A 19,642-nucleotide genomic window follows, 5' to 3' on the forward strand; every position below is an offset into this window, starting at 1 on the left:
GCGCAGTGCGCCAGCCCGGCCAGGAAGCCGGCCAGCGGCCCGGCGTAGCCTGCCAGCCCATCGGCCAACACCGGGGCGTGGAAGGGAGCGGCCAGCGCCTCGTAGGCGTCGCGGGAGCGGTTGGCGCTGAGCAGCAGCGCGCCGACCTGCGGCGCCAGTCGTTGCAGCGCGTGCAGCGCCAGCGGCTGCCCACGAAAGGGCTGCAGGCCCTTGTCCACGCCGCCCATGCGGCTGCCCTGGCCCCCGGCGAGAACCAGGCCGGTGATATCGGCAAGGGCGATGGGGTCGGGCATGGATTGGCTAGCCCCCGATGTAGCTCATCTCGATGCGGCGGCGCGGGTTGCCGCCCGTTTCGGGCGGCAGGCTGGCGCGCAGTTCGGAATAGCGGTCGCCGCGTGCCTGCCAGATGCCGGCGATGGCGGCGGCGATCTGCGCGTCGCTGCTGCCATCACGCAGCAGGCGGCGCAGGTCCCAGCCTTGGCTGGCGAAAAGGCACAGGTACAGCCGGCCTTCCATCGACAGGCGTGCGCGGTTGCAGTCGCCGCAGAACGCCTGGGTGACGCTGCTGATGACGCCGACTTCGCCCAACGCCGGGTCGTGGCGCCCCAGGGCATCGGCCCAGCCCCAGCGCTGCGCGGTTTCGCCGGGCGACTCCGCGGGCAACTGCACCAGCGGTAGCTCTTGCTGCAGGCGCGCGATAACTTCGGCCGAGGGCACGACTTCGTCCATGCGCCAGCCGTTGGTGGCGCCCACGTCCATGTATTCGATGAAGCGCAGCGTGACACCGCTGCCTCGGAAATGGCGCGCCATGGTCGCAATCTCATGGTCGTTGGTGCCGCGCTTGACCACCATGTTGACCTTGATGCGGGAAAACCCCACGGCCTGCGCAGCGTCGATGCCCGCCAGCACGTCGGCCACAGGAAAGTCCACGTCGTTCATGCGCCGGAATACGGCGTCGTTCAGGCTGTCGAGGCTGATGGTCACGCGCTGCAGGCCTGCCGCCTTGAGCGTGCGCGCCTTGCGTGCGAGCAGGGAGCCGTTGGTGGTGAGCGTCAGGTCAGGGGTGCGGCCTTCCAGGGTGCGCAGCCCGGCCAGCTGTTCAACCAGGTTCTCCAGCCCCTTGCGCAGTAGCGGCTCGCCGCCGGTGAGGCGAATCTTGCGCACGCCGTGCTGCAGAAACAGGGTCGACAGGCGCGTGATCTCCTCGAAGCGCAGCAGGTCGCTGTGCGGCAGGTAGCGGTGGTGCTTGTCGAACACCTCTTTGGGCATGCAGTAGCCGCAGCGGAAGTTGCAACGATCCGTGACGCTGATGCGCAGATCGCGCAGGGGGCGGGCCAGGCTGTCGATGAGGTGACCAGAGGGCGGCAGCAGACCCAGGGGCACGATGGGCGCGAGCGCCGGGGTGCGCTGGTCCACGATGGGGATGACACGTTCAGCCATGGCGGAAATTGTGCCGCATGGTTCGTGTAGGGATATTGGCCTCAGGGGGATTGCCACGGCTTCGCCGGGTGCTTGCGTGGTTCTTGACCATCGTCAGTGCCCGCGCGCTGGGGCACTTTCAGAATGCCCTGCATGCAAAAAATACATTTCACATTCACGTCTAACCGGGCGGCGAGCCGCCGGCAGGCGCTGCGCACGGTAGCGGGTGTGGCGTTGATGGCCGCCTTGCCCTTGTCGGCGCAGGCGCGCCTGGCGCTGTCTACGGCCATCAACCGTACAGCGCGTTTCCGGGCGCTGTCGCAGCGCATGGCCAAGGCCTACGCGCAGTTGTTCCTGGGGGTGCTGCCGGATCGTGCGCGCGAGGTGTTGACCACCGCGCGCCAGCTGGTGCATTCGGGCTTTGACGAGTTGGACCAGCATGAGTGGCCAGCCGATGTGGCCAAGTTGTTGGCCGAGGTGCGCACCCAGTCCGGACGGCTTGAGGCGCTGACGGCTCAGGCTCCCACCAAGGAGTTGGTGGTGCAGGTGGCGGTTCAGTCCGACCGCATGATGGATGCCGCCAACGCCGCCACGCTGGCGCTGGAAAAGCTGGCCCAGGGCGGGACGGCCAAGCTGGTGAACCTGGCGGGGCGCCAGCGCATGCTGACGCAGCGCATGGCCAAGAACTACAACCTGCAGGCTCCCGGCCTGGACAGCAAGGCCGCGCGCGACCTGCTGGGCGCGGATGCGCAGGAGTTCAAGCGGGCGCTCGACGAACTGGGCAAGGCGCCGATCTCCACGCCTGCCATCCGTACCCAGCTGGATTTGGCGCAGGGGCAATGGGTGTTCTTTGATGCGGCAGTGCAGCGCCAGACCGACAAGCGCGGCCTGGAGGCCGTGGCCACAACCAGCGAGCGCCTGCTCGAGGTCATGAACCGGCTCACCGACCTGTACGAGGTGGCCCTCAAGGACGTGCTGGGCTGAGAAACTGGCGCGGTCCAGGCCAGCGGACGCCGCGCAAGGGCCGCCCCGCCGCGCTGGCGTCGTCCCCCTTCCCGTAGCGCGCAGCGCGTAGAGAGAAGGGGGAAGCCGCGCAGCGGCTCAGGGGGTTGTGCCCATCTTCACCATCTTCATGGCCGAGCCGATGAGCGCCGACACCTCGGTCATGTTGCTGGGCACGATGAGCGTGGTGGTGGCGTCCGAGGCCACCTTGCCGTAGGCCTCTACGGCTTTTTCCGCCACCTTGAGCTGCACGGCCTGCTCGCCGCCGGGTTGGCGTATGGCATGGGCCACGCGCTCAATGGCCTGGGCCGTGGCCTCGGCCACGGCCTTGATCGATTCCGCCTCGCCCAGAGCCTTGTTGATGACCGCCTGCTTTTCGCCCTCGGAGCGTGCGATGAAGGCCTCGCGCTCGCCGGTGGCGATGTTGATCTGCTCCTGGCGGCGGCCTTCGGATGCGGCGATCAGCGCGCGCTTCTCGCGTTCGGCGGTGATTTGCGCCTGCATGGAGCGCAGGATTTCGGCCGGCGGCGTCAGGTCCTTGATCTCATAGCGCAGCACCTTCACGCCCCAGTTGAGCGCGGCTTCGTCGATCGCGGCCACGACCTGGGCGTTGATCATGTCGCGTTCTTCAAAGGTTTTGTCCAGCTCCAGCCGGCCGATCACGCTGCGCAGCGAGGTTTGGGCAAGCTGCGTGATCGCCATGACATAGTTGCTCGAACCGTAGCTGGCGCGCATGGGGTCGGTTACCTGGAAGTACAGAATGCCGTCCACTTGCAGCTGGGTGTTGTCTTTGGTGATACAGACCTGGCTGGGCACGTCGAGCGGGATTTCCTTCAGGCTGTGCCGGTAGGCCACGCGATCAATGAAGGGAATGATGAAGCGCAGCCCCGGCGCGAGCGTGCCCGCGTACTTGCCCAGGCGCTCCAGCACCCAGGCGTGCTGCTGCGGCACGATCTGCACCGAGCGCACGAAAGCGATGACGACGGCAACGGCGATAACGATGGCGATTTCCATGGTGTCCTTTCTGGGAGGAGGTTAGATGCGATCGACGAGCAGGCGGTTGCCCACCAGTTCGGCCACGCGGTGCGCGCCCGGCACGGGCGTTGCGCCAGGGCGGTGGATGGCAGTCCACTGTGCGCCACGGTACTTCACGCTGGCCGTGCCGTCGGACTGCCAGGCTTCGATGTGGACGGTTTCGCCCACATCCAGGTTCACGCTGCGGTCGGCGCGCGCGGGTGGGTCCCCCGGGCGGCTGCGCCGGTACAGGTAGGCCGCGGTGATGGTGCTGGCACCCACGGCCGCGCCTACCAGCAGCTGAGCCGGCAGGCCCAGGCCCGCATGCGCCGCCAGTGCGCCAGCGGCCAGGCCAAGGGTCAGCATCAGCAGATAGAAAGTGCCTGTGAGCAGCTCCACAATCACTGCCGCACCCGCAGCCAGCCACCAGAGGGTGGAGTCTTCCATGGGTATGCCTCCTTAGGGTTTGTCTGTAGTGCACCACATTCTGGGTGAAAAATGCAGCGTATCCCAGGCAAGTCACGCTTATTCCTTACACTTCGCGCCTATTTCGTTTTTGAGCCCGTTGAGCCTAGGAGGCCGCGCATGAAGTTCCGTTTTCCGATCGTCATCATCGACGAGGACTACCGTTCCGAAAATACCTCGGGGCTGGGTATTCGCGCCCTGGCGCAAGCTATCGAGGCCGAGGGCTTCGAGGTACTGGGCGTGACCAGTTACGGCGACCTGAGCCAGTTTGCGCAGCAGCAAAGCCGTGCCAGTGCCTTTATTTTGTCGATTGACGATGAGGAATTTACGCTGGGCGCGGGGCAGGATCCGATCATCCACAGCCTGCGCAGCTTCATCGGCGAGGTACGGCGCAAGAACGCTGATGTGCCGATTTACATCTACGGCGAGACCAAGACCGCGCGCCACCTGCCCAACGACATCCTGCGCGAGCTGCACGGCTTCATTCACATGTTCGAGGATACGCCGGAGTTCGTGGCCAAGCACATCATCCGCGAGGCCAAGAGCTACCTGGAGAGCGTGCAGCCACCGTTCTTCAAGGCGCTGCTCGACTACGCCGAGGATGGCTCGTACTCCTGGCACTGCCCCGGCCACTCTGGCGGCGTGGCCTTTTTGAAGAGCCCGGTGGGCCAGATGTACCACCAGTTCTATGGCGAAAACATGTTGCGCGCCGACGTGTGCAACGCCGTGGAGGAGCTGGGCCAGCTGCTCGACCACAACGGCGCCATTGGCGAGAGCGAACGCAACGCCGCGCGCATCTTCAATGCCGACCACTGCTTCTTCGTCACCAACGGCACCAGTACGTCGAACAAGATCGTCTGGCACCACACTGTGGCGCCGGGCGACGTGGTGGTGGTGGACCGCAACTGCCACAAGTCCATCCTGCACTCCATCATCATGACGGGGGCGGTGCCGGTGTTCCTCAAGCCCACGCGCAACCACTTCGGCATCATCGGTCCGATTCCGCAAAGCGAGTTCGAGCCCACCACCATCCAGGCCAAGATTCGCGCCAACCCTTTGCTCAAGGGCGTGGATGCGGAGAAGGTCAAGCCGCGCGTGCTCACGCTCACGCAGAGCACGTATGACGGCGTGCTCTACAACACCGAGACCATCAAGGGCATGCTCGACGGCTACGTGGACAACCTGCACTTTGATGAGGCCTGGTTGCCGCATGCGGCCTTCCACCCGTTCTATGGCAGCTACCACGCCATGGGCAAGAAGCGGGCACGTCCGCAGCACTCGGTGGTCTATTCCACGCAGTCCATCCACAAGCTGCTGGCCGGCATCAGCCAGGCCAGCCATGTGCTGGTGCAGGATTCGCAAAGCGAGAAGCTGGATCGCCACCTGTTCAACGAGGCGTACCTGATGCACACCTCGACCAGCCCGCAGTACAGCATCATCGCCAGCTGCGACGTGGCTGCCGCGATGATGGAGCCGCCCGGTGGCACGGCGCTGGTGGAAGAAAGCATCGTCGAGGCGCTGGACTTCCGCCGCGCCATGCGCCAGGTGGCCGAGGAGTTTGGCAAAGACGACTGGTGGTTCAAGGTCTGGGGTCCGGAAGAGCTGGTCGATGAGGGCCTGGGGACGGCCGAGAGCTGGATCTTCCGCAACAAGGGGAAGAAGAAAAACGGCGCGGCCAAGTGGCATGGCTTTGGCGATTTGGCCGACGGCTTCAACATGCTGGACCCGATCAAGTCCACCATCGTCACGCCCGGCCTGAACCTGGACGGCAAGTTCGACCAGTCCGGCATTCCCGCCAGCATCGTCACCAAATACCTGGCCGAGCATGGCGTGGTGGTGGAGAAGACCGGCCTGTACAGCTTCTTCATCATGTTCACCATCGGCATCACCAAGGGCCGCTGGAACACGCTGCTGGCGGCACTGCAGCAGTTCAAGGACGACTACGAGAAGAACCAGCCGATGTGGCGCATCCTTCCCGAGTTCTGCCAGCAGCACAAGCGCTACGAGCGCATGGGCCTGCGCGACCTGTGCCAGCACGTGCACAAGCTCTATGCGAAGTACGACATCGCACGCCTGACGACCGAGATGTACCTCTCGGACCTGACGCCCGCGATGAAGCCCAGCGATGCCTATGCCCACATCGCCCAGCGCAAGACCGAGCGCGTGGAGATCGACGCGCTGGAAGGCCGCATTACCACCAGCCTGATCACCCCGTACCCGCCGGGCATTCCGCTGCTGATTCCTGGCGAGGTGTTCAACAAGAAAATCGTGGACTACCTGAAGTTCGCGCGCGAGTTCGCCAAACTGTGCCCGGGCTTCGAGACCGATATCCACGGCCTGGTGGAGATCGAAGACGACGAGGGCAACGTGCGCTACTACGCCGACTGCGTGGCCGAACCAGGCGGCCCCGCCAAGGCCACCAGGGTCAACAAGGTGGCCAAGGGCCGGTTGGTCCAGGTGGGTGACGACGGGCCATTTGGCCGGACGATCTGACGCGCTGAGGCACCGGGCCGGAAAAAGCCGCAGGTGGGTAACCCTCTGCGGCTTTTGCTATTTAAGTAGTAGCTGTTAGCGCTTGTCTGGTAAGGGTTGGGGGCAATTTTGATGCATATTTCAGATGCCTCGCGCCGTTTCAGTGTGTGGCCGCCTGTGGCGGCGGCTGGTCGGCCCGCACGCGCCAAAAGCGCGCGAAGCGCGGCAGGCCGCTGGCATGGGTTCCGTTGTGGCGGTAGGTCACCACGCTGCCGATGGGCGGCGGACTGCGCCGCAGCGCATCGGGTAGGCCGCTGCCCAAGCGAAAGCGCTGGCCGCCGGGTGTTTCCACCAGCAGGGCACCCGTTTGGCCTGCATACTTGCCCCGGCCTGGGAGATGGCCAATCACCAGTGCTTCCGCATCTTCAAAGGACTTGAGCTTGAGCAGATCGTCGCTGCGCCCGCCCCGGTAGGGGGCGTCGTCCCGGCGCAGCATCAGCCCCTCGGCGCCGGCCTTCTCGTGCGTGCGCAGCTGCTGCATGAGCGCACTGTGGCTGGCCACGCGCCACTGCGGCACGGCCTGTACCCAGGGCAGGTTCAGCGCGGCGACGGTTTGCCGCAGGTGCGGCAGGCGTTCTCCGAAGCCGCCTGGCTGCCCGGGCAGATCGAACACCATGTAGCGCAGTGCGCGCCACGGCGCATCTTGCGGCAGGCCTTGGGCCACGGTGGCCTGGACTTGCTCGAACTGTCCGCGCCCAGCCCAGAGTTCACCGTCCAGGGGTACGTTGGGCCAGCCTGCGGTAAACCACGCCGGCGCGCGAATCGGCAGACCCTGACGCGAGAGCAGTTCCTGGCCCGTCCAGAGGGCGCGCACGCCATCGTACTTTTCGCTGACCCAGTAGGCGGTCACGTCGATCCCGGGACGGTAGGCCTGCGCCAGCGTGGGGCCCGGCGTGGGCGTGGCGGCATAGACACCAGCGCACCAGCATGCCATCAAAAACCATAGCGTCCAGCGCATGCCTGGCAAGGTTTTGAGGTGAAAAAAACGCATGGATGGCATAGGGCCTCCTGGGACTGCACGGATGTGGTGCATGACCTATGTCATTTCTTGTGCTGAGCAAAGCAGTAGGGATCATGCGGATTCGTAAAATAGCGTGACACAACCCCTACCTCAAGGAGAACCGATGTTTCCCGAATACCGCGACCTGATCACCAAGCTCAAGGGCAACGACGCCCATTTCACGCGCTTGTTCGACAAGCACAATGAAATGGACCAGCAGATCAAAAACATGGAGTCCCGCCTTGTGCAGGCCACGGCCGTTGAGATCGAGACCCTGAAAAAAGAAAAGCTCCAGCTCAAGGACCAAATCTACGCCCATCTGCGTCGCGTAGAAGCTGAGCAGGTCTGAGCCGCAAACCGGGTCTTCCCGGTTTTTTTACGCTCCCTGAATGCCAAAAGCCCCGTGCGCCAGGCCTGGCGCACGGGGCTTTTGGTTGTGAGAGACGCGGTTTTATACCTGGTCAGCGCTCAGGCCGGCGGTCTGGCTGAAGCCACCATCGACGTAGGTGATCTCTGCCGTCACGCCGCTTGCCAAGTCCGACAGCAGGAAGGCCGCGACGTTGCCTACATCCTCGATGGTCACGTTGCGGCGCAGTGGCGCAGCATCGGCCACGCGGCCGAGCAGCTTGCCGAAGTCCTTGATGCCACTGGCTGCCAGCGTTTTGATCGGGCCTGCGCTGATGCCGTTGGCGCGGATGGCGCGGCCATCTGCAGTGCGGCCCACCGCCTCGGCCAGGTAGCGTACGCTGGCCTCCAGGCTGGCCTTGGCCAGGCCCATGGTGTTGTAGTTGGGGATGGAACGCAGCGCGCCCAGGTAGCTCAGCGTCAGCAGCGACGACTTATCGTTCAGGTACGGCAGGGCCGCTTTGGCCATTGCTGGGAAACTGTAGGCGCTGATGTCGTGCGCGATCTTGAAGGATTCGCGCGACAGGCCGTCGAGGAAGTTGCCGGCAATGGCCTCGCGCGGCGCGAATCCGATGCTGTGTACGAACCCGTCGAAGGTGCCCCAGGCTTCGCCAATGCCTTTGAACATCGCCTCAATCTGCGCGTCATCGGCTACATCGCAGTCGAAAACTAGCGTGGAGTTGAATTCAGCGGCGAATTCGGTGATGCGGTCCTTGAAGCGCTCGCCTACGTAACTGAAAGCCAGTTCGGCGCCTTGTTGATGGCAGGCCCTGGCGATGCCGTAAGCGATGGAACGGTTGGACAGCACGCCCGTAATGAGCAGCTTCTTGCCGGTGAGGAAACCCATTGTTTTTCTCCTGAACGCTATGCGCTGGTGACTGAGTGACACGCGCCCGCGCAATGCCCCGCCAGCTGGCTTCGGAGCCCGCGCGGGGCGGTGGAAAAAGGTGCCCGATGATAGTCGAAGCAGGCAGGGCTGCGGCCAGCTGCATGCCGTACGTTTCGATGAAGCACTGCACTGCGCTGAGCCCGATGAAGGTTGGCACAGGCGGGCCAAGGTTGAGAGTACATGGCCGCCGAGATGGCAAACGCATTCTTGCCTTGCTCAGGGGGCATGCATGCGCCATTTTTCGGAATGGCTGTGAGGATCCAAATTTGTATTACAATGCGTAGCTCTGCAAAGCAAGGTTTTGTGGGTAGTGCCGGTGTAGCTCAGTCGGTAGAGCAGCTCATTCGTAATGAGAAGGTCGGGTGTTCGATTCATCTCTCCGGCACCAAGTCAGTAAAGAAAACCCCGCTATCGAAAAGGTAGCGGGGTTTTTCTTTTTCCGTCCGATGTAAGGGCGGATGTAAGACGATTTCTGCGACGGGTCCCAGGACACCGATACGAGTCGCGGCACCAATCATCTGCCAGCAACCCCATCCCAAGTCGTCAGTTCGGAATCGGTGAAGTCTTGCCGGGGCCGGTTGCCTTCCCGCTTCTGGCCAACACGCCATCCTTTCATGAAAGGACGGCACCGCTGTATCCTGTCATCGTATCTGGGCCCTTCAAGCTGGCCTGCACGTATTGACACTTGGCCCCCCAAACTAACCGACACCCTGGTTGAGCAGCCATGAAAGTAGATTCGGAAAACATTCAGCCCCGACGCCATAGCAGACTGGAGCATGTAGATATCACTACTGCAGAGGGTGACCCCGTACCACACGCTACCGGCCGCAACCGTCAAGTCAATGTTGAAGGGGCGAACACTGATCTCGACTGGTGGCGCATCCCGGACACCCCAAAGAGCTTCCTGGACAAAGTGGTCGCAGCGATCCGGCCCAAGTGACAGTGCCGGTGCTTTGAATCAAGGGCATGCCGCCCATCCGCGCTCTTCCGCTTTATGGGGTTGCCACACCCGATCAATGGCTCAAGACTGCGCCAGAACAGCCTTCGTAATCAGCAGTTGCGGCGGGAATGTTTCCAGCATTGCCGTTACCCCTCGCCCGACTGTGCAGTTGCTTCAACGTCCTGAAGTGGCTTCGTTGGTAGGATGCGGCAAGGGAGATGTAACTGAATGAGCAATAAAACGGGCAATGATCTTTTTATCGTTGATAACAGCGATGACGAATGGAAGGTGCTGAGCTACCTCTCAGAATGGTCTGAAATTTCCTCTCGGTTCGACATTGCCACGGGCTACTTCGAGATAGGAGCCTTGCTGGCGCTGGATGGGAAGTGGCAAAAGCTCGACCAGATTCGCATCCTTATGGGCGACGAAGTCACCAAACGAACCCACCGCGCGTTTGCAGAGGGCATTGCCCGTATCACCGGCCAGCTCGACGACAGCATTGAGCGCGAGAAAGCCAAGAACGATTTCCTTTCAGGTGTTCCGGCCATCGTGCAAGCCATCGCCAGCGGAAAAATCAAGTGCCGGGTTTACACAAAAAAGAAATTCCACGCCAAGGCATACATCACCCACTCCAAGTTGGCGGTGGTGGGCTCGTCTGCGCTGGTTGGCTCCAGCAATTTCACGTTTCCTGGGTTGACCGGCAACGTTGAACTCAACGTCCAGTTGCGCCGAGAGGTCGAAGAACTGCAGCAGTGGTACGAGGCGCATTGGGATGAAGCCGAAGACGTATCTGCCGATGTGCTCAAGGTCATCGAACGGCACACACGCGAATACTTGCCATTTGAGGTGTATGCCAAGTCGTTGCAGGAATATTTCCGCAACTACGAACAAACAGCCGGTGATTGGGAGCGCCACCACTCGCGGATGTACCCCATCCTCGACCAGTACCAGCGCGATGGCTACGGCGCATTGCTCAAAATTGGTGGAAAGTTTGGTGGCGCCTTTCTGTGCGATGGCGTGGGCCTTGGCAAGACCTTCGTAGGACTGATGCTGATTGAACGCCTGGTGAAGTTTGAGCGTAAAAAAGTGCTGCTCATCGTTCCAAAATCGGGGCGCGAGCCTGTTTGGGAATCGGCGCTGCGCACCTACCTGCCCGAGCTGTTTGGCGTCTTTTCCAACCTGGTGGTCATCAATCACACCGATCTGCAGCGTGGCGGTGAATGGATCGAACGCCTTCAGCGCATCAAAGACCAGGCCGACGTGGTTGTGATGGATGAGGCGCACCACTTTCGCAACCCCAGCACAAAAAAGGACACATCCCGCTACTGGCAGATGCAGGACCTGGCCAAGGGCAAGCAGGTGTTCATGCTCACCGCCACGCCCATCAATAACAGGTTGATCGACCTGCAACATTTGATCGAGCACTTCACCCAGCGCGATGCAGGCCACTTCAAAGAGACGCTGGGCATCCACTCGCTGTCTGGCTATTTCCGCAAGCTTGAAAAAGACCTGGCCAAACGCATGGGCGGCGAGTTGATAGAGAGCGAACTCCCCGGCATCGAAGCGAGCGACCTGCTATCCCAAGACAGTCTGTTCCGTTCGCTGGTCGTGCAACGCAGCCGCGCCTACGTCAAGCAAAGCCAGATCACGGCCGGCGCCAAAGAGGCCATGTTCCCCAAGCGCGAAGCCCCCAAGCTCGCCGAATACTCGGTCAAGAAGACCTACGGCAAATTGCTTGGCCTACTGGAAAAGGCTTTCAACAAAAAGCAGCCGCTGTTCACCCTGCCCATGTACTACCCATTGGCCTACAGCAAGGTACCGGTAGCCGATGGGTTTGCTGAAAACCGCCAGAAGCAGGTGGTGGGGTTGATCCGCATCCTGTTTTTGAAGCGCTTTGAAAGCTCAGCCCGCGCGTTTGAATCGTCATGCTGGCAACTGCTCTACAAAGTCATGGCGTTTGTGCAGGTCAACAGCACCACCAAGCACGAGGTGGCGGCCTTTGAGCGCTGGAAGATCCACCACAGCGAATTGCTGGGCGACGTGCAAAAGCGCCAGAGCGAGCTGTTTGACGACATTCCCGATAACGAGCAAGACGAGGATGTCATCCCCGAAGAAATGCTCGAAGCCGCAGACCGGCTTGAGCGGGACGAGTTCGACGTTCCGCAAATACTTTCCGAGTCGCTGCAAGACCTGAACCAGATTGCAGAATTCCTGAACGAGTTGCGCCAGTTCAAGCCCAGCCATGACGACAAACTCCGCGCCCTGATTCACCTGCTCAAAACCGACCCTGTCCTGAAAAAACACAAGGTCATGATCTTCAGCGAGTTCATGGCCACTGCCCGCTACCTGGCCACGGAGCTGGAAAAAGCCGGTATCAAAGGCATTGACCAGATCGACTCAGGCACCAAGCGCAGCCGCAGCGACGTGATTCGCCAGTTTGCTCCCTACTACAACGGCATGACCAGCAGCGACCTGCAAGGCAAGGGGGAGCCGGAAACGCGTGTGCTGATTGCCACTGATGTGCTCAGTGAAGGCCTGAACCTGCAAGACGCCACGCGCCTCATCAACTACGACCTGCACTGGAACCCCGTGCGACTGATGCAGCGCATTGGTCGGGTGGACCGGCGCATGAACCCCGAAATCGAAAAGAAATTGGTCAAAGACCACCCCGATGTCAAAGCCATTCGCGGCACCGTCGAGTACTGGAATTTTCTGCCCCCGGGCGAGCTGGATGAGCTTTTGAGCCTCTACAAAAAAGTTTCCAACAAAACCTTGCTGATCTCCAAAACGCTGGGCATTGAAACCGGCAAGTTGCTACGGCCTGACGATGAATTCGAAGCCCTCAGGAACTTCGACCAGGCCTACGAAGGCGAGCCTTCCGTGCTCGAAACCATGCACATTGAGTACCAGCGCCTGCTGGCCGCCCACCCCGACCTGCCCGCCCGCCTGGAGGCATTGCCGGGGCGCGTATTCAGCGGCAAGGCCCACATCCAGCCCGGCACACAAGCCGTGTTCTTTTGCTTTGGCATTCCCGGCAAAGACAACACCATCACCGACGCGGCTCTGGACGCCGAGGCGTGGACGCTGGCTGCGGGCCGCACCGAATGGCTGCTGCTCGACCTGCAAACCGGCAAAGTGCTGGAAGACGCCGCTGCCATTGACGCCGTGATTCACTGCGAGCCCGAAACGCCGCGCCAGTGCCGCATCGCCCCATCAACGCTGGCCGAAGCACGCGCCAAGGTCGAAAAGCACTTGAAAAACGGCCACCTGCGCCAGGTTCAAGCCCCTGTAGGCGTCGGCCCGCAACTTATTGCGTGGATGGAATTGAACTGAGCAGGCGCCGCACCAGCGCAACCGCAACGGACAACAACCAGAAAACGAGAGGCACCACTGCATGGCGACTTCACTAGACCCGCAAGCCGAAAAATTGCGGCGCATCCACACCATCCCGGCCCTGGTGACCTACCTGCACGACGAACTGGGCTGGCCCGTGGACGTAGACGACTGGGAAGACGCCATCTACGACTGGCAACCGCAGGAGCTCAACCTCAAGCCCGAGCATGCAGTGGCCATCAAATCCATCAAACAGCTGCGCCCGCTGGTCACCGGCCAGCCCTGGGGCATCTTTTTTGTGGACTTCGACAAGGGCAAGCTCCCCATTGTGGTACTGCGCCGCATGCTCAACGGCCTGGCCATCAAGAGCCGTGCCCAGGGCGGCGGCCACCAGACCTGGCTGGCGCGCGACCTCTTGTTTGTCTCCAGTTACGGAGAGGCCCAATCGCGCGAGATCACGCTGGCGCACTTCACCGACGAGTCCGAGTTGGGCGACCTGCCCACCCTGCGCGTGCTGGGCTGGGACGAAGCCGACACTGCCCTTGAACTCAGCTACGTGGCCAGAACGCTGAAAGAAAAGCTGCGCTGGCCCGCACAAACCGCCAGCAAGGCCGACCAGGACGCCTGGCGCGCCCAGTGGGCCGGCGCTTTCAGCCTGAAATACCGCCAGGTCATCAACGACAGCAAATCGCTGGCGCTGGCACTGGCCGACCTGGCCAAACGCATCCGCAGCCGCGCCAATGCCGTGTTGGCGCTGGAGAGCGACACCGGCCACCTGCGCCAGCTACACAAGGCCTTCAAAGAAAACCTGATTGCCGACCTGTCCTCCGATGGCTTTGCCGACATGTTCGCGCAAACCATCACCTACGGCTTGTTTACCGCGCGCGCCAGCCGCGACAGCGGTGCACTGGTGGCTGACAACCTCTCGGACATGGTGCCCAGCACCAACCCGTTTCTGAAAGAGTTGCTGGGCGATTTTTTGAGCGCGGGCGGCCGCGCCCGCCACAAGGCCAAGCGCGTGGACTTTGATGAACTGGGCATCAACGAAGTGGTCACCACCCTGCGCGATGTGCCCATGGACGCCGTTCTGCGCAGCTTCAACGCCAGTAAGCCGGGCGACGACCCGGTGATCCACTTTTACGAAGACTTTCTGAAGGCCTACGACAGGGCCATGCGCGCCAAGCGCGGCGTCTTCTACACCCCCAGCCCCGTGGTGCAGTTCATCGTGCGCAGCGTCGATGAGATTTTAAGAACCGAGTTCGGCATTGAAGACGGCCTGGCCAGCACCATCACCTGGGGCGAGATGATGGCCCGCAAGCCAGAGCTGAAGCTGCCCAAGTTCTGCACCCCGGCCACGCCCTTTGTGCAAGTGCTCGACCCCGCTACCGGCACTGGCACCTTTCTCGTTGAAGTTATCACCCAGGTCCACATCCACATGCGCGCCAAGTGGGCGCAGCAAGGCAAGGTAACCAAAGCGCAATGGCAGCCGCTGTGGGTGGATTACGTGCAGCAGCACCTGCTGCCGCGCCTGTATGCCTTCGAGTTGATGATGGCGCCCTACGCCATTGCCCACATGAAGATTGGCCTGAAACTGGCCGAGACCGGCTACACCTTTCCCGACGGCGGGCCGCGTGTGAATGTGTTTTTGACCAATGCGCTGGAGCCTGCGCACCCAGTTCAGGCACAACTGGAAACCATGGCGCCGATGCTGGCGCACGAGGCAGCTGCGGCGAACCGGGTGAAGGAGCAACTGGCAGCGACGGTAGTGGTGGGGAATCCGCCATATTCACTTCAATCAGCAAATATGGAGCCGGCTCATAGAGCGCTTATTGATGCATACAAGTATGTAAACGGCGTAAAAATTGTAGAAAAGGGTGCACTACAGTTTGAGAAAAACCTTAACGATGACTACGTGAAGTTCATACGTTTTGCGGAGCTGAGGTTAGAAGCACCCGGCATTGGTGCCCTGGGAATTATTACCAACCACACATTTCTGGAAAATGGCACTTTGCGTGGCCTTAGGGCCAGCCTGCTGGATTCCTTCAACACAATTTGGCTTTGTGATTTGAATGGCAATGCCAACAAACAAGAGCGGTTAGCTGATGGTAGCACCGACGAAAACGTGTTCGAAATAAAGCAAGGCGTTTCAATTACTATTGCTGCGAAAGGAAATTTGCAGAAGCGCGATAGCGTTTATAGGACTGAAATGAGGGGGACTCAAGCAACAAAGCTTGAATGGCTATTGACCGCGTCGATAAGCAAGACTACTTGGGCAGCAATCCGCCCGATTGCTCCAAAATTTGCTTTCCTACCCACAAATTCGCAGTTTAATGAGTATGAAGCTTTCCATCCCATTGATTCTGTGTTGCTCTTATCTGGTGCGGGTTATATCACAGCGAGAGATAGTTTGGTAATCGACTTTGATCGAGCACGGTTAACTAAACGAATCAGTGAAGTGCAGGATTTCCAAGGAGATAATCAGTCACTATTGGAAAAATTTAAAATATCCGGGAAAAAAGGGTGGGACGTAAGTGCAGCCAGATCCGCACTAAAGGCTGTTAATATCTCTCGTGCGATTATTCCCACTGTTTATCGCCCCTTTGACGAACGATGGACTTTCTACGACAGCAGCTTGGTTTGGGGAAGATCTTGGCCAACAATGCGGCATGTTGTCGGAATTGAACGCAACTTGTCGTTGACGACGGTAAAGCAAGTCGCTGAACGTGAGGGCTATTCGCACACGACGGTGGCGATCTATCCAGTCGACAACCGGGCAATGTTTAGCAGCCGGGGAGTTGCACTGATATTTCCACTTTGGAAGATTGGAACTCCTGGCACAGACGGCGCCCATGCGTCCGCAAAAACCACGAATTTGTCGAATTCGTTTGTCGCAGCTTTTCATTCCGCCCTCAAGCTAACCCTCGCCGACTACCGGCCCGAAGACACCGCCGCCCCGCTGCACGCCGAGAAAATCTTCCATTACATCTACGCCGTGCTGCACAGCCCGGCCTACCGCCAGCGTTACGCCGCCTTTTTGCGCACCGATTTTCCGCGCATCCCCATCCCCGGCTCGCGCGCCGTGTTCGATGCGCTGGCGCGACTGGGCAGCCAACTGGTGCAATGGCATTTGCTGGAGCACCCGGATGCTTCGAAAATAATAGCTACCAGCGCAAGACCAGTAAGCGCTACAGCCTTTTTTGGCACTGATTTCAGTTTGCAGAAGGTGGCAGAGAAGGGCAAAGCCATCGCCGATCTGTCGGGCGATGTGGGGAAGGTGTTCATCAACGCCAGCAGCGGCTTTGCCAACGTGCGCCAAGGCGTGTGGCAGCACACCATTGGCGGCTACCAGGTGCTGCACAAATGGCTGGACGACCGGCGCAAAGCAGGCCGCAGCCTGAGCCCGGACGACATCACCCACTGGCTGCGCGTGTATGCCGCGCTCGAAGCCACGCAAACGCTGATGCAGCAGGTCGATACCGCCATTGACGCCCACGGCGGCTGGCCCGGCACCGCAGGTGCCTCGTCAGGTTCAGCGTTCAGCCAAAACCACCCGCCACCCGACGCCGCCACGCTGGCGGCCGAGCAGATGGCGCAAAAAGAGCAAGCCAAGGCACACAAAAAGGCCGCAGCCGCTTCAAAAAAGAAAGCTGCTTACGCAAGCCCTACGGGCGCCAACAGCCTTTTTGACTTTGATGACGACTTGGACGCTTTGGCCGAAGCATCAGGAGCACCCCCGCGCCCAAAAGCTGAGGCCACCCCTGCCAAGGCAGCGGGTGGCCAAGCGGCAGCCACCTCAAACAAGGCCGACGACATCACCGATGCACAGGCCATGTGCGCCCTGCGCGCGGTGCTGGCGCAATCGGGCCCCCTGGCCCGAGCCGAGTTGATCCGCGATACCGCCCGCAAGCTGGGTTGTGTCCGCACCACCAAGGCGGTGGCTGGAGTGCTTGACAACGCCATCCGTCGCGCAGTGGGCCGGGGCATTGCACAAAACCACGGCGGGCATCTGAGCCTGTTGGTCAGCAAGGTGGAAGACTATGACCGCGAGTTTCTCAAGCAACAGCTGCTGAAGGTCATACCGGCGTCGGGCGTGGACAAGGCCCAGCTACCCGTTCAATTTGCACGACACCTCGGTTTTGCACGGGTGGGCCCCGTCATCGAGAGCACGGTTTGGAGCCTTGTGCGCAGCCTGCAACGCGCGGGCCGGGTGCAGCTAGAGGGGCGCGGCAACGCAGCCCGGTATCGACGGGCTTGACCGTTGGCCTGAACACCCAGAGACGACGCCCTGCCACAACATCCCAGGAGACTACTGATGAGCCACGATCTCGACGAATCCACCGGTAAACCGGCCATGGCCTATGTGGGTGAGCGGCCCTGGCACGGGCTGGGCGAGGCGCTGCCACCCGATCAGGACATTGAAACGTGGGTCCAAGCCGCGCGGCTGGATTGGGAGATTGAAATGATTCCGGTCAGCTACCAGATGGGTGGCCGCAACCACGTCATGGGCGACCGCTTTGTGCTGGCGCGCAGCGACACCCAGGCCGCGCTATCGGTGGTGTCTCGCGACTACCAGGTGGTGCAGCCCAAAGAGGTGCTGGAGTTCTACCGAGACCTGGTAGAGGAACGCCACTACAAGCTCGAAACGGCGGGCGCGCTTGATGGTGGGCGCAAGGTATGGGCGCTGGCGCGCACGGGTCTGGTGGCTGGAGTGGCTGGTAACGCAGCAGACCAGCTGGGCGCCTATGTGCTGCTGGCCACGTCTTGCGACAAGTCGCTGGCCACGACCATTGCTTTCACGTCCGTTCGCGTGGTGTGTCAGAACACATTGGGTTTTGCCGTGCACGATGTAAAAAAGGAGAGCAGGCGCAACATCAAGGTCAACCACAGTCGGCGTTTTGACGCTGACCAGATCAAAAAAGATCTCGGACTGATGGATGACTCGTGGGACAAGTTCAAGCTGCAACTCACGCCGATGGCGGGCAAGGCGATGTCCGACAGTGCTGCAGAGGAGTTCTTCCAGTCGCTCTTTCAAAGCGAGAAGGAGATGAAGGAAGGAACAATCTCTGATCAAAAGCGCAAAGAAGTGATGCAACTGATGTCGTTTTACCGGCATGCGCCGGGTCAAGATTTACCCACCGCCAAGAACACCTTGTGGGGTGCCGTCAGTGCCGTGACCTATTACGTTGACCACGTTCGGCCTTCGTCAGGTGACCGCTTGGACAGCGCCTGGTTTGGAACCGGAGCAACGCTCAAGGAAAAGGCGTGGCAACAGGCTTTGGAGCAGACGGAATCCGAATAGATAGGCGCCTGAATCGCTGTTGAAAGCCTGCATTCAATAAGGAGAAGCATGGATTCTTCGCAAACCTGGATCACAACCTTCATAGCCTTTGGCGGGCTTCTGGGTACGCTCGTGACGGCTGTTGCGACGCTTTTTCTTTGGCGTGTTACCAAGTTGCTGGCAGTAGAAACCAAGCGCATGGCAGAGGCATCCGCGCAGCCCCATGTGGTTGCCACCCTCGACCCAAACCGCTGGTCGATGAGGCATTTCGATCTGAAGGTGGACAACACCGGCAATGCCACAGCCTACGACATCAAGGTGGATTTCACGCCCCCGTTGATCAATGGAGAGGGGCGAGCCGGGGGAATGGCTGTGCCGTTTGAAAACATCAGCCTGCTGAAGCCCGGGCAAGGTGTGAGCAGCTACCTTGCGGAATACCCACTTGTGCGCAAGCAGGTGTACTCCGTTCGCGTGAGCTGGCGGAGGTCCTTTGCGGATTCGACCCGAGAGGAAAACACTTACACCATCAACATGGCGGATCACCAGGACGTAAGCGATTTGGGTGGCGACCCGATGGTAAAAATTGCCAACGATCTGGCAAAAATACGAGAGGACCTGCGATCTCTTGCCCAGGGAAGCAAGCGCCTGAAAATTGATGCCTATACCGCAGGCGATCGACTACATGAACGTCGTGTTGCGGCGCGGCAGCGGCGTCGTTGGGCATCAGGCCGACACACGGAAAACCAGCAGGAAAACTCTCAGGAGTAATTCAGCGCCTGCGCTGTTGGACGCCGACCACAGCCATTTTCAGGATTCCCATCAATGGCGCATGTAGGCTCACCAACTCGGGATTGTTAAGGATATTGGCCACGCGAACAGCGAGTTCTGCGTCCGTCCACTGTCGCCGTGCAGTCGTTCTGCTTGCTCGCTCCAGGCCTGCAACACGAGTATTGATGGAAGCCACGTCTCACCCCTGCTTTCGCGCCCAAGGGCGCTCTGGATCGTCGTGCACCACAGGAAATGCACTCGGTCGTCGGCCCACAAGGGCGAGGACGGCCGCATACATCTCGCTGGAGCCACTGGGGCACTTTGCCGCATAGGCCCGCAGCTCTTCATCGGACATGGACTTGAGGTCCACGTCGGCTCCCGCCTGCTCCATTTTTGCCACACGCTTTTCAAGATTGGTCATGTGTCGCCTCCAGTCTGCTGATTCGGGCCAAGAACTGCCCTTCGGTTTCATCATCCAGGCGTTGTACGGTATGGCCATACGAAAGCCGCGCACTGACAGTTCCCCGGGTGGGACTTACAAACGTGACAGTGATGCGCGGTGCTGCCACGGGGCCAGTGACCGCCTCCAGCACTGTT

General features: G+C 60.8%; 15 protein-coding genes and 1 tRNA gene. 9 read left to right on the forward strand and 7 right to left on the reverse strand.

Annotated elements, in window-relative coordinates; all coding sequences use genetic code 11:
* Together BN2503_RS13825 and moaA are read right to left on the reverse strand one after the other, a co-directional pair.
* Positions 1-293 (reverse strand): NTP transferase domain-containing protein (locus tag BN2503_RS13825; RefSeq protein ID WP_148639756.1); only part of this gene is annotated, 293 nt, incomplete at its 3' end.
* A 7-nt stretch (positions 294-300) separates the two neighbouring features.
* On the reverse strand, positions 301-1,440 hold the full coding sequence (gene moaA / locus BN2503_RS13830) for a GTP 3',8-cyclase MoaA (protein WP_054257246.1): 1,140 nt from the start codon (positions 1,438-1,440) through the stop codon (positions 301-303).
* A gap of 132 nt (positions 1,441-1,572) precedes the next feature.
* On the opposite strand from moaA, the gene BN2503_RS13835 reads away from it, so the two are divergent.
* Entirely contained in the window at positions 1,573-2,403 is an 831-nt protein-coding gene (locus BN2503_RS13835; RefSeq protein ID WP_054257273.1) for a type IV pili methyl-accepting chemotaxis transducer N-terminal domain-containing protein, read from the forward strand.
* Between the two features lie 117 nt (positions 2,404-2,520).
* On the opposite strand, the gene BN2503_RS13840 is transcribed toward BN2503_RS13835, so the two are convergent.
* Both BN2503_RS13840 and BN2503_RS13845 read right to left on the reverse strand, forming a co-directional pair.
* Positions 2,521-3,435 (reverse strand): SPFH domain-containing protein, encoded by a 915-nt coding sequence (locus BN2503_RS13840; protein ID WP_054257247.1) that lies wholly within the window; start codon positions 3,433-3,435, stop codon positions 2,521-2,523.
* 21 nt (positions 3,436-3,456) lie between these two features.
* Complete coding sequence (locus BN2503_RS13845; protein ID WP_054257248.1) at positions 3,457-3,882, reverse strand: NfeD family protein; 426 nt, start codon at positions 3,880-3,882, stop codon at positions 3,457-3,459.
* A 138-nt stretch (positions 3,883-4,020) separates the two neighbouring features.
* Here BN2503_RS13845 and BN2503_RS13850 point away from each other — a divergent pair, with 138 nt between their 5' ends.
* A complete protein-coding gene (locus BN2503_RS13850) occupies positions 4,021-6,393 on the forward strand; it encodes an arginine/lysine/ornithine decarboxylase (protein ID WP_054257249.1) in 2,373 nt (790 codons plus the stop codon).
* A gap of 139 nt (positions 6,394-6,532) precedes the next feature.
* On the opposite strand, the gene BN2503_RS13855 is transcribed toward BN2503_RS13850, so the two are convergent.
* Positions 6,533-7,423, reverse strand: coding sequence for a DNA ligase (locus tag BN2503_RS13855; protein ID WP_233495083.1), 891 nt, complete (start codon positions 7,421-7,423; stop codon positions 6,533-6,535).
* Between the two features lie 133 nt (positions 7,424-7,556).
* Here BN2503_RS13855 and BN2503_RS13860 point away from each other — a divergent pair, with 133 nt between their 5' ends.
* Positions 7,557-7,781 (forward strand): HP1242/YdcH family protein, encoded by a 225-nt coding sequence (locus BN2503_RS13860; RefSeq protein WP_054257251.1) that lies wholly within the window; start codon positions 7,557-7,559, stop codon positions 7,779-7,781.
* A 102-nt stretch (positions 7,782-7,883) separates the two neighbouring features.
* On the opposite strand, the gene fabI is transcribed toward BN2503_RS13860, so the two are convergent.
* On the reverse strand, positions 7,884-8,684 hold the full coding sequence (gene fabI, locus BN2503_RS13865) for an enoyl-ACP reductase FabI (RefSeq protein ID WP_054257252.1): 801 nt from the start codon (positions 8,682-8,684) through the stop codon (positions 7,884-7,886).
* Between the two features lie 354 nt (positions 8,685-9,038).
* Here fabI and BN2503_RS13870 point away from each other — a divergent pair.
* The 6 genes from BN2503_RS13870 (at position 9,039) to BN2503_RS13890 (ending at position 19,045) form a co-directional block, all read left to right on the forward strand.
* Positions 9,039-9,114, forward strand: a tRNA-Thr gene (locus BN2503_RS13870).
* 336 nt (positions 9,115-9,450) lie between these two features.
* On the forward strand, positions 9,451-9,666 hold the full coding sequence (locus tag BN2503_RS20545) for a hypothetical protein (protein WP_139235335.1): 216 nt from the start codon (positions 9,451-9,453) through the stop codon (positions 9,664-9,666).
* Between the two features lie 228 nt (positions 9,667-9,894).
* A complete protein-coding gene (locus BN2503_RS13875; protein WP_054257253.1) occupies positions 9,895-12,999 on the forward strand; it encodes a helicase-related protein in 3,105 nt (1,034 codons plus the stop codon).
* 61 nt (positions 13,000-13,060) lie between these two features.
* A complete protein-coding gene (locus BN2503_RS13880; RefSeq protein WP_139235334.1) occupies positions 13,061-17,254 on the forward strand; it encodes a type ISP restriction/modification enzyme in 4,194 nt (1,397 codons plus the stop codon).
* Between the two features lie 57 nt (positions 17,255-17,311).
* Positions 17,312-18,298, forward strand: a complete 987-nt coding sequence (locus tag BN2503_RS13885) for a DUF932 domain-containing protein (protein ID WP_054257255.1) — start codon at positions 17,312-17,314, stop codon at positions 18,296-18,298.
* 48 nt (positions 18,299-18,346) lie between these two features.
* Positions 18,347-19,045 (forward strand): DUF8453 domain-containing protein, encoded by a 699-nt coding sequence (locus tag BN2503_RS13890; protein ID WP_054257256.1) that lies wholly within the window; start codon positions 18,347-18,349, stop codon positions 19,043-19,045.
* A 199-nt stretch (positions 19,046-19,244) separates the two neighbouring features.
* On the opposite strand, the gene BN2503_RS13895 is transcribed toward BN2503_RS13890, so the two are convergent.
* Positions 19,245-19,466 (reverse strand): hypothetical protein, encoded by a 222-nt coding sequence (locus BN2503_RS13895; RefSeq protein ID WP_139235333.1) that lies wholly within the window; start codon positions 19,464-19,466, stop codon positions 19,245-19,247.
* Positions 19,467-19,642: the final 176 nt, after the last annotated feature.

The sequence above is a fragment of the Paenacidovorax caeni genome, from assembly GCF_001298675.1.
GTDB classification, from domain to species: domain Bacteria; phylum Pseudomonadota; class Gammaproteobacteria; order Burkholderiales; family Burkholderiaceae_C; genus Paenacidovorax; species Paenacidovorax caeni.

Bases quoted from the DNA above. Each gene is read 5' to 3' on its own strand.
- moaA (WP_054257246.1), bottom strand. From the start codon at position 1,440: ATGGCTGAACGTGTCATCCCCATCGTGGACCAGCGCACCCCGGCGCTC.
- BN2503_RS13835 (WP_054257273.1), top strand. From the start codon at position 1,573: ATGCAAAAAATACATTTCACATTCACGTCTAACCGGGCGGCGAGCCGC.
- BN2503_RS13840 (WP_054257247.1), bottom strand. From the start codon at position 3,435: ATGGAAATCGCCATCGTTATCGCCGTTGCCGTCGTCATCGCTTTCGTG.
- BN2503_RS13845 (WP_054257248.1), bottom strand. From the start codon at position 3,882: ATGGAAGACTCCACCCTCTGGTGGCTGGCTGCGGGTGCGGCAGTGATT.
- BN2503_RS13850 (WP_054257249.1), top strand. From the start codon at position 4,021: ATGAAGTTCCGTTTTCCGATCGTCATCATCGACGAGGACTACCGTTCC.
- BN2503_RS13855 (WP_233495083.1), bottom strand. From the start codon at position 7,423: ATGCGTTTTTTTCACCTCAAAACCTTGCCAGGCATGCGCTGGACGCTA.
- BN2503_RS13860 (WP_054257251.1), top strand. From the start codon at position 7,557: ATGTTTCCCGAATACCGCGACCTGATCACCAAGCTCAAGGGCAACGAC.
- fabI (WP_054257252.1), bottom strand. From the start codon at position 8,684: ATGGGTTTCCTCACCGGCAAGAAGCTGCTCATTACGGGCGTGCTGTCC.
- BN2503_RS20545 (WP_139235335.1), top strand. From the start codon at position 9,451: ATGAAAGTAGATTCGGAAAACATTCAGCCCCGACGCCATAGCAGACTG.
- BN2503_RS13875 (WP_054257253.1), top strand. From the start codon at position 9,895: ATGAGCAATAAAACGGGCAATGATCTTTTTATCGTTGATAACAGCGAT.
- BN2503_RS13880 (WP_139235334.1), top strand. From the start codon at position 13,061: ATGGCGACTTCACTAGACCCGCAAGCCGAAAAATTGCGGCGCATCCAC.
- BN2503_RS13885 (WP_054257255.1), top strand. From the start codon at position 17,312: ATGAGCCACGATCTCGACGAATCCACCGGTAAACCGGCCATGGCCTAT.
- BN2503_RS13890 (WP_054257256.1), top strand. From the start codon at position 18,347: ATGGATTCTTCGCAAACCTGGATCACAACCTTCATAGCCTTTGGCGGG.
- BN2503_RS13895 (WP_139235333.1), bottom strand. From the start codon at position 19,466: ATGACCAATCTTGAAAAGCGTGTGGCAAAAATGGAGCAGGCGGGAGCC.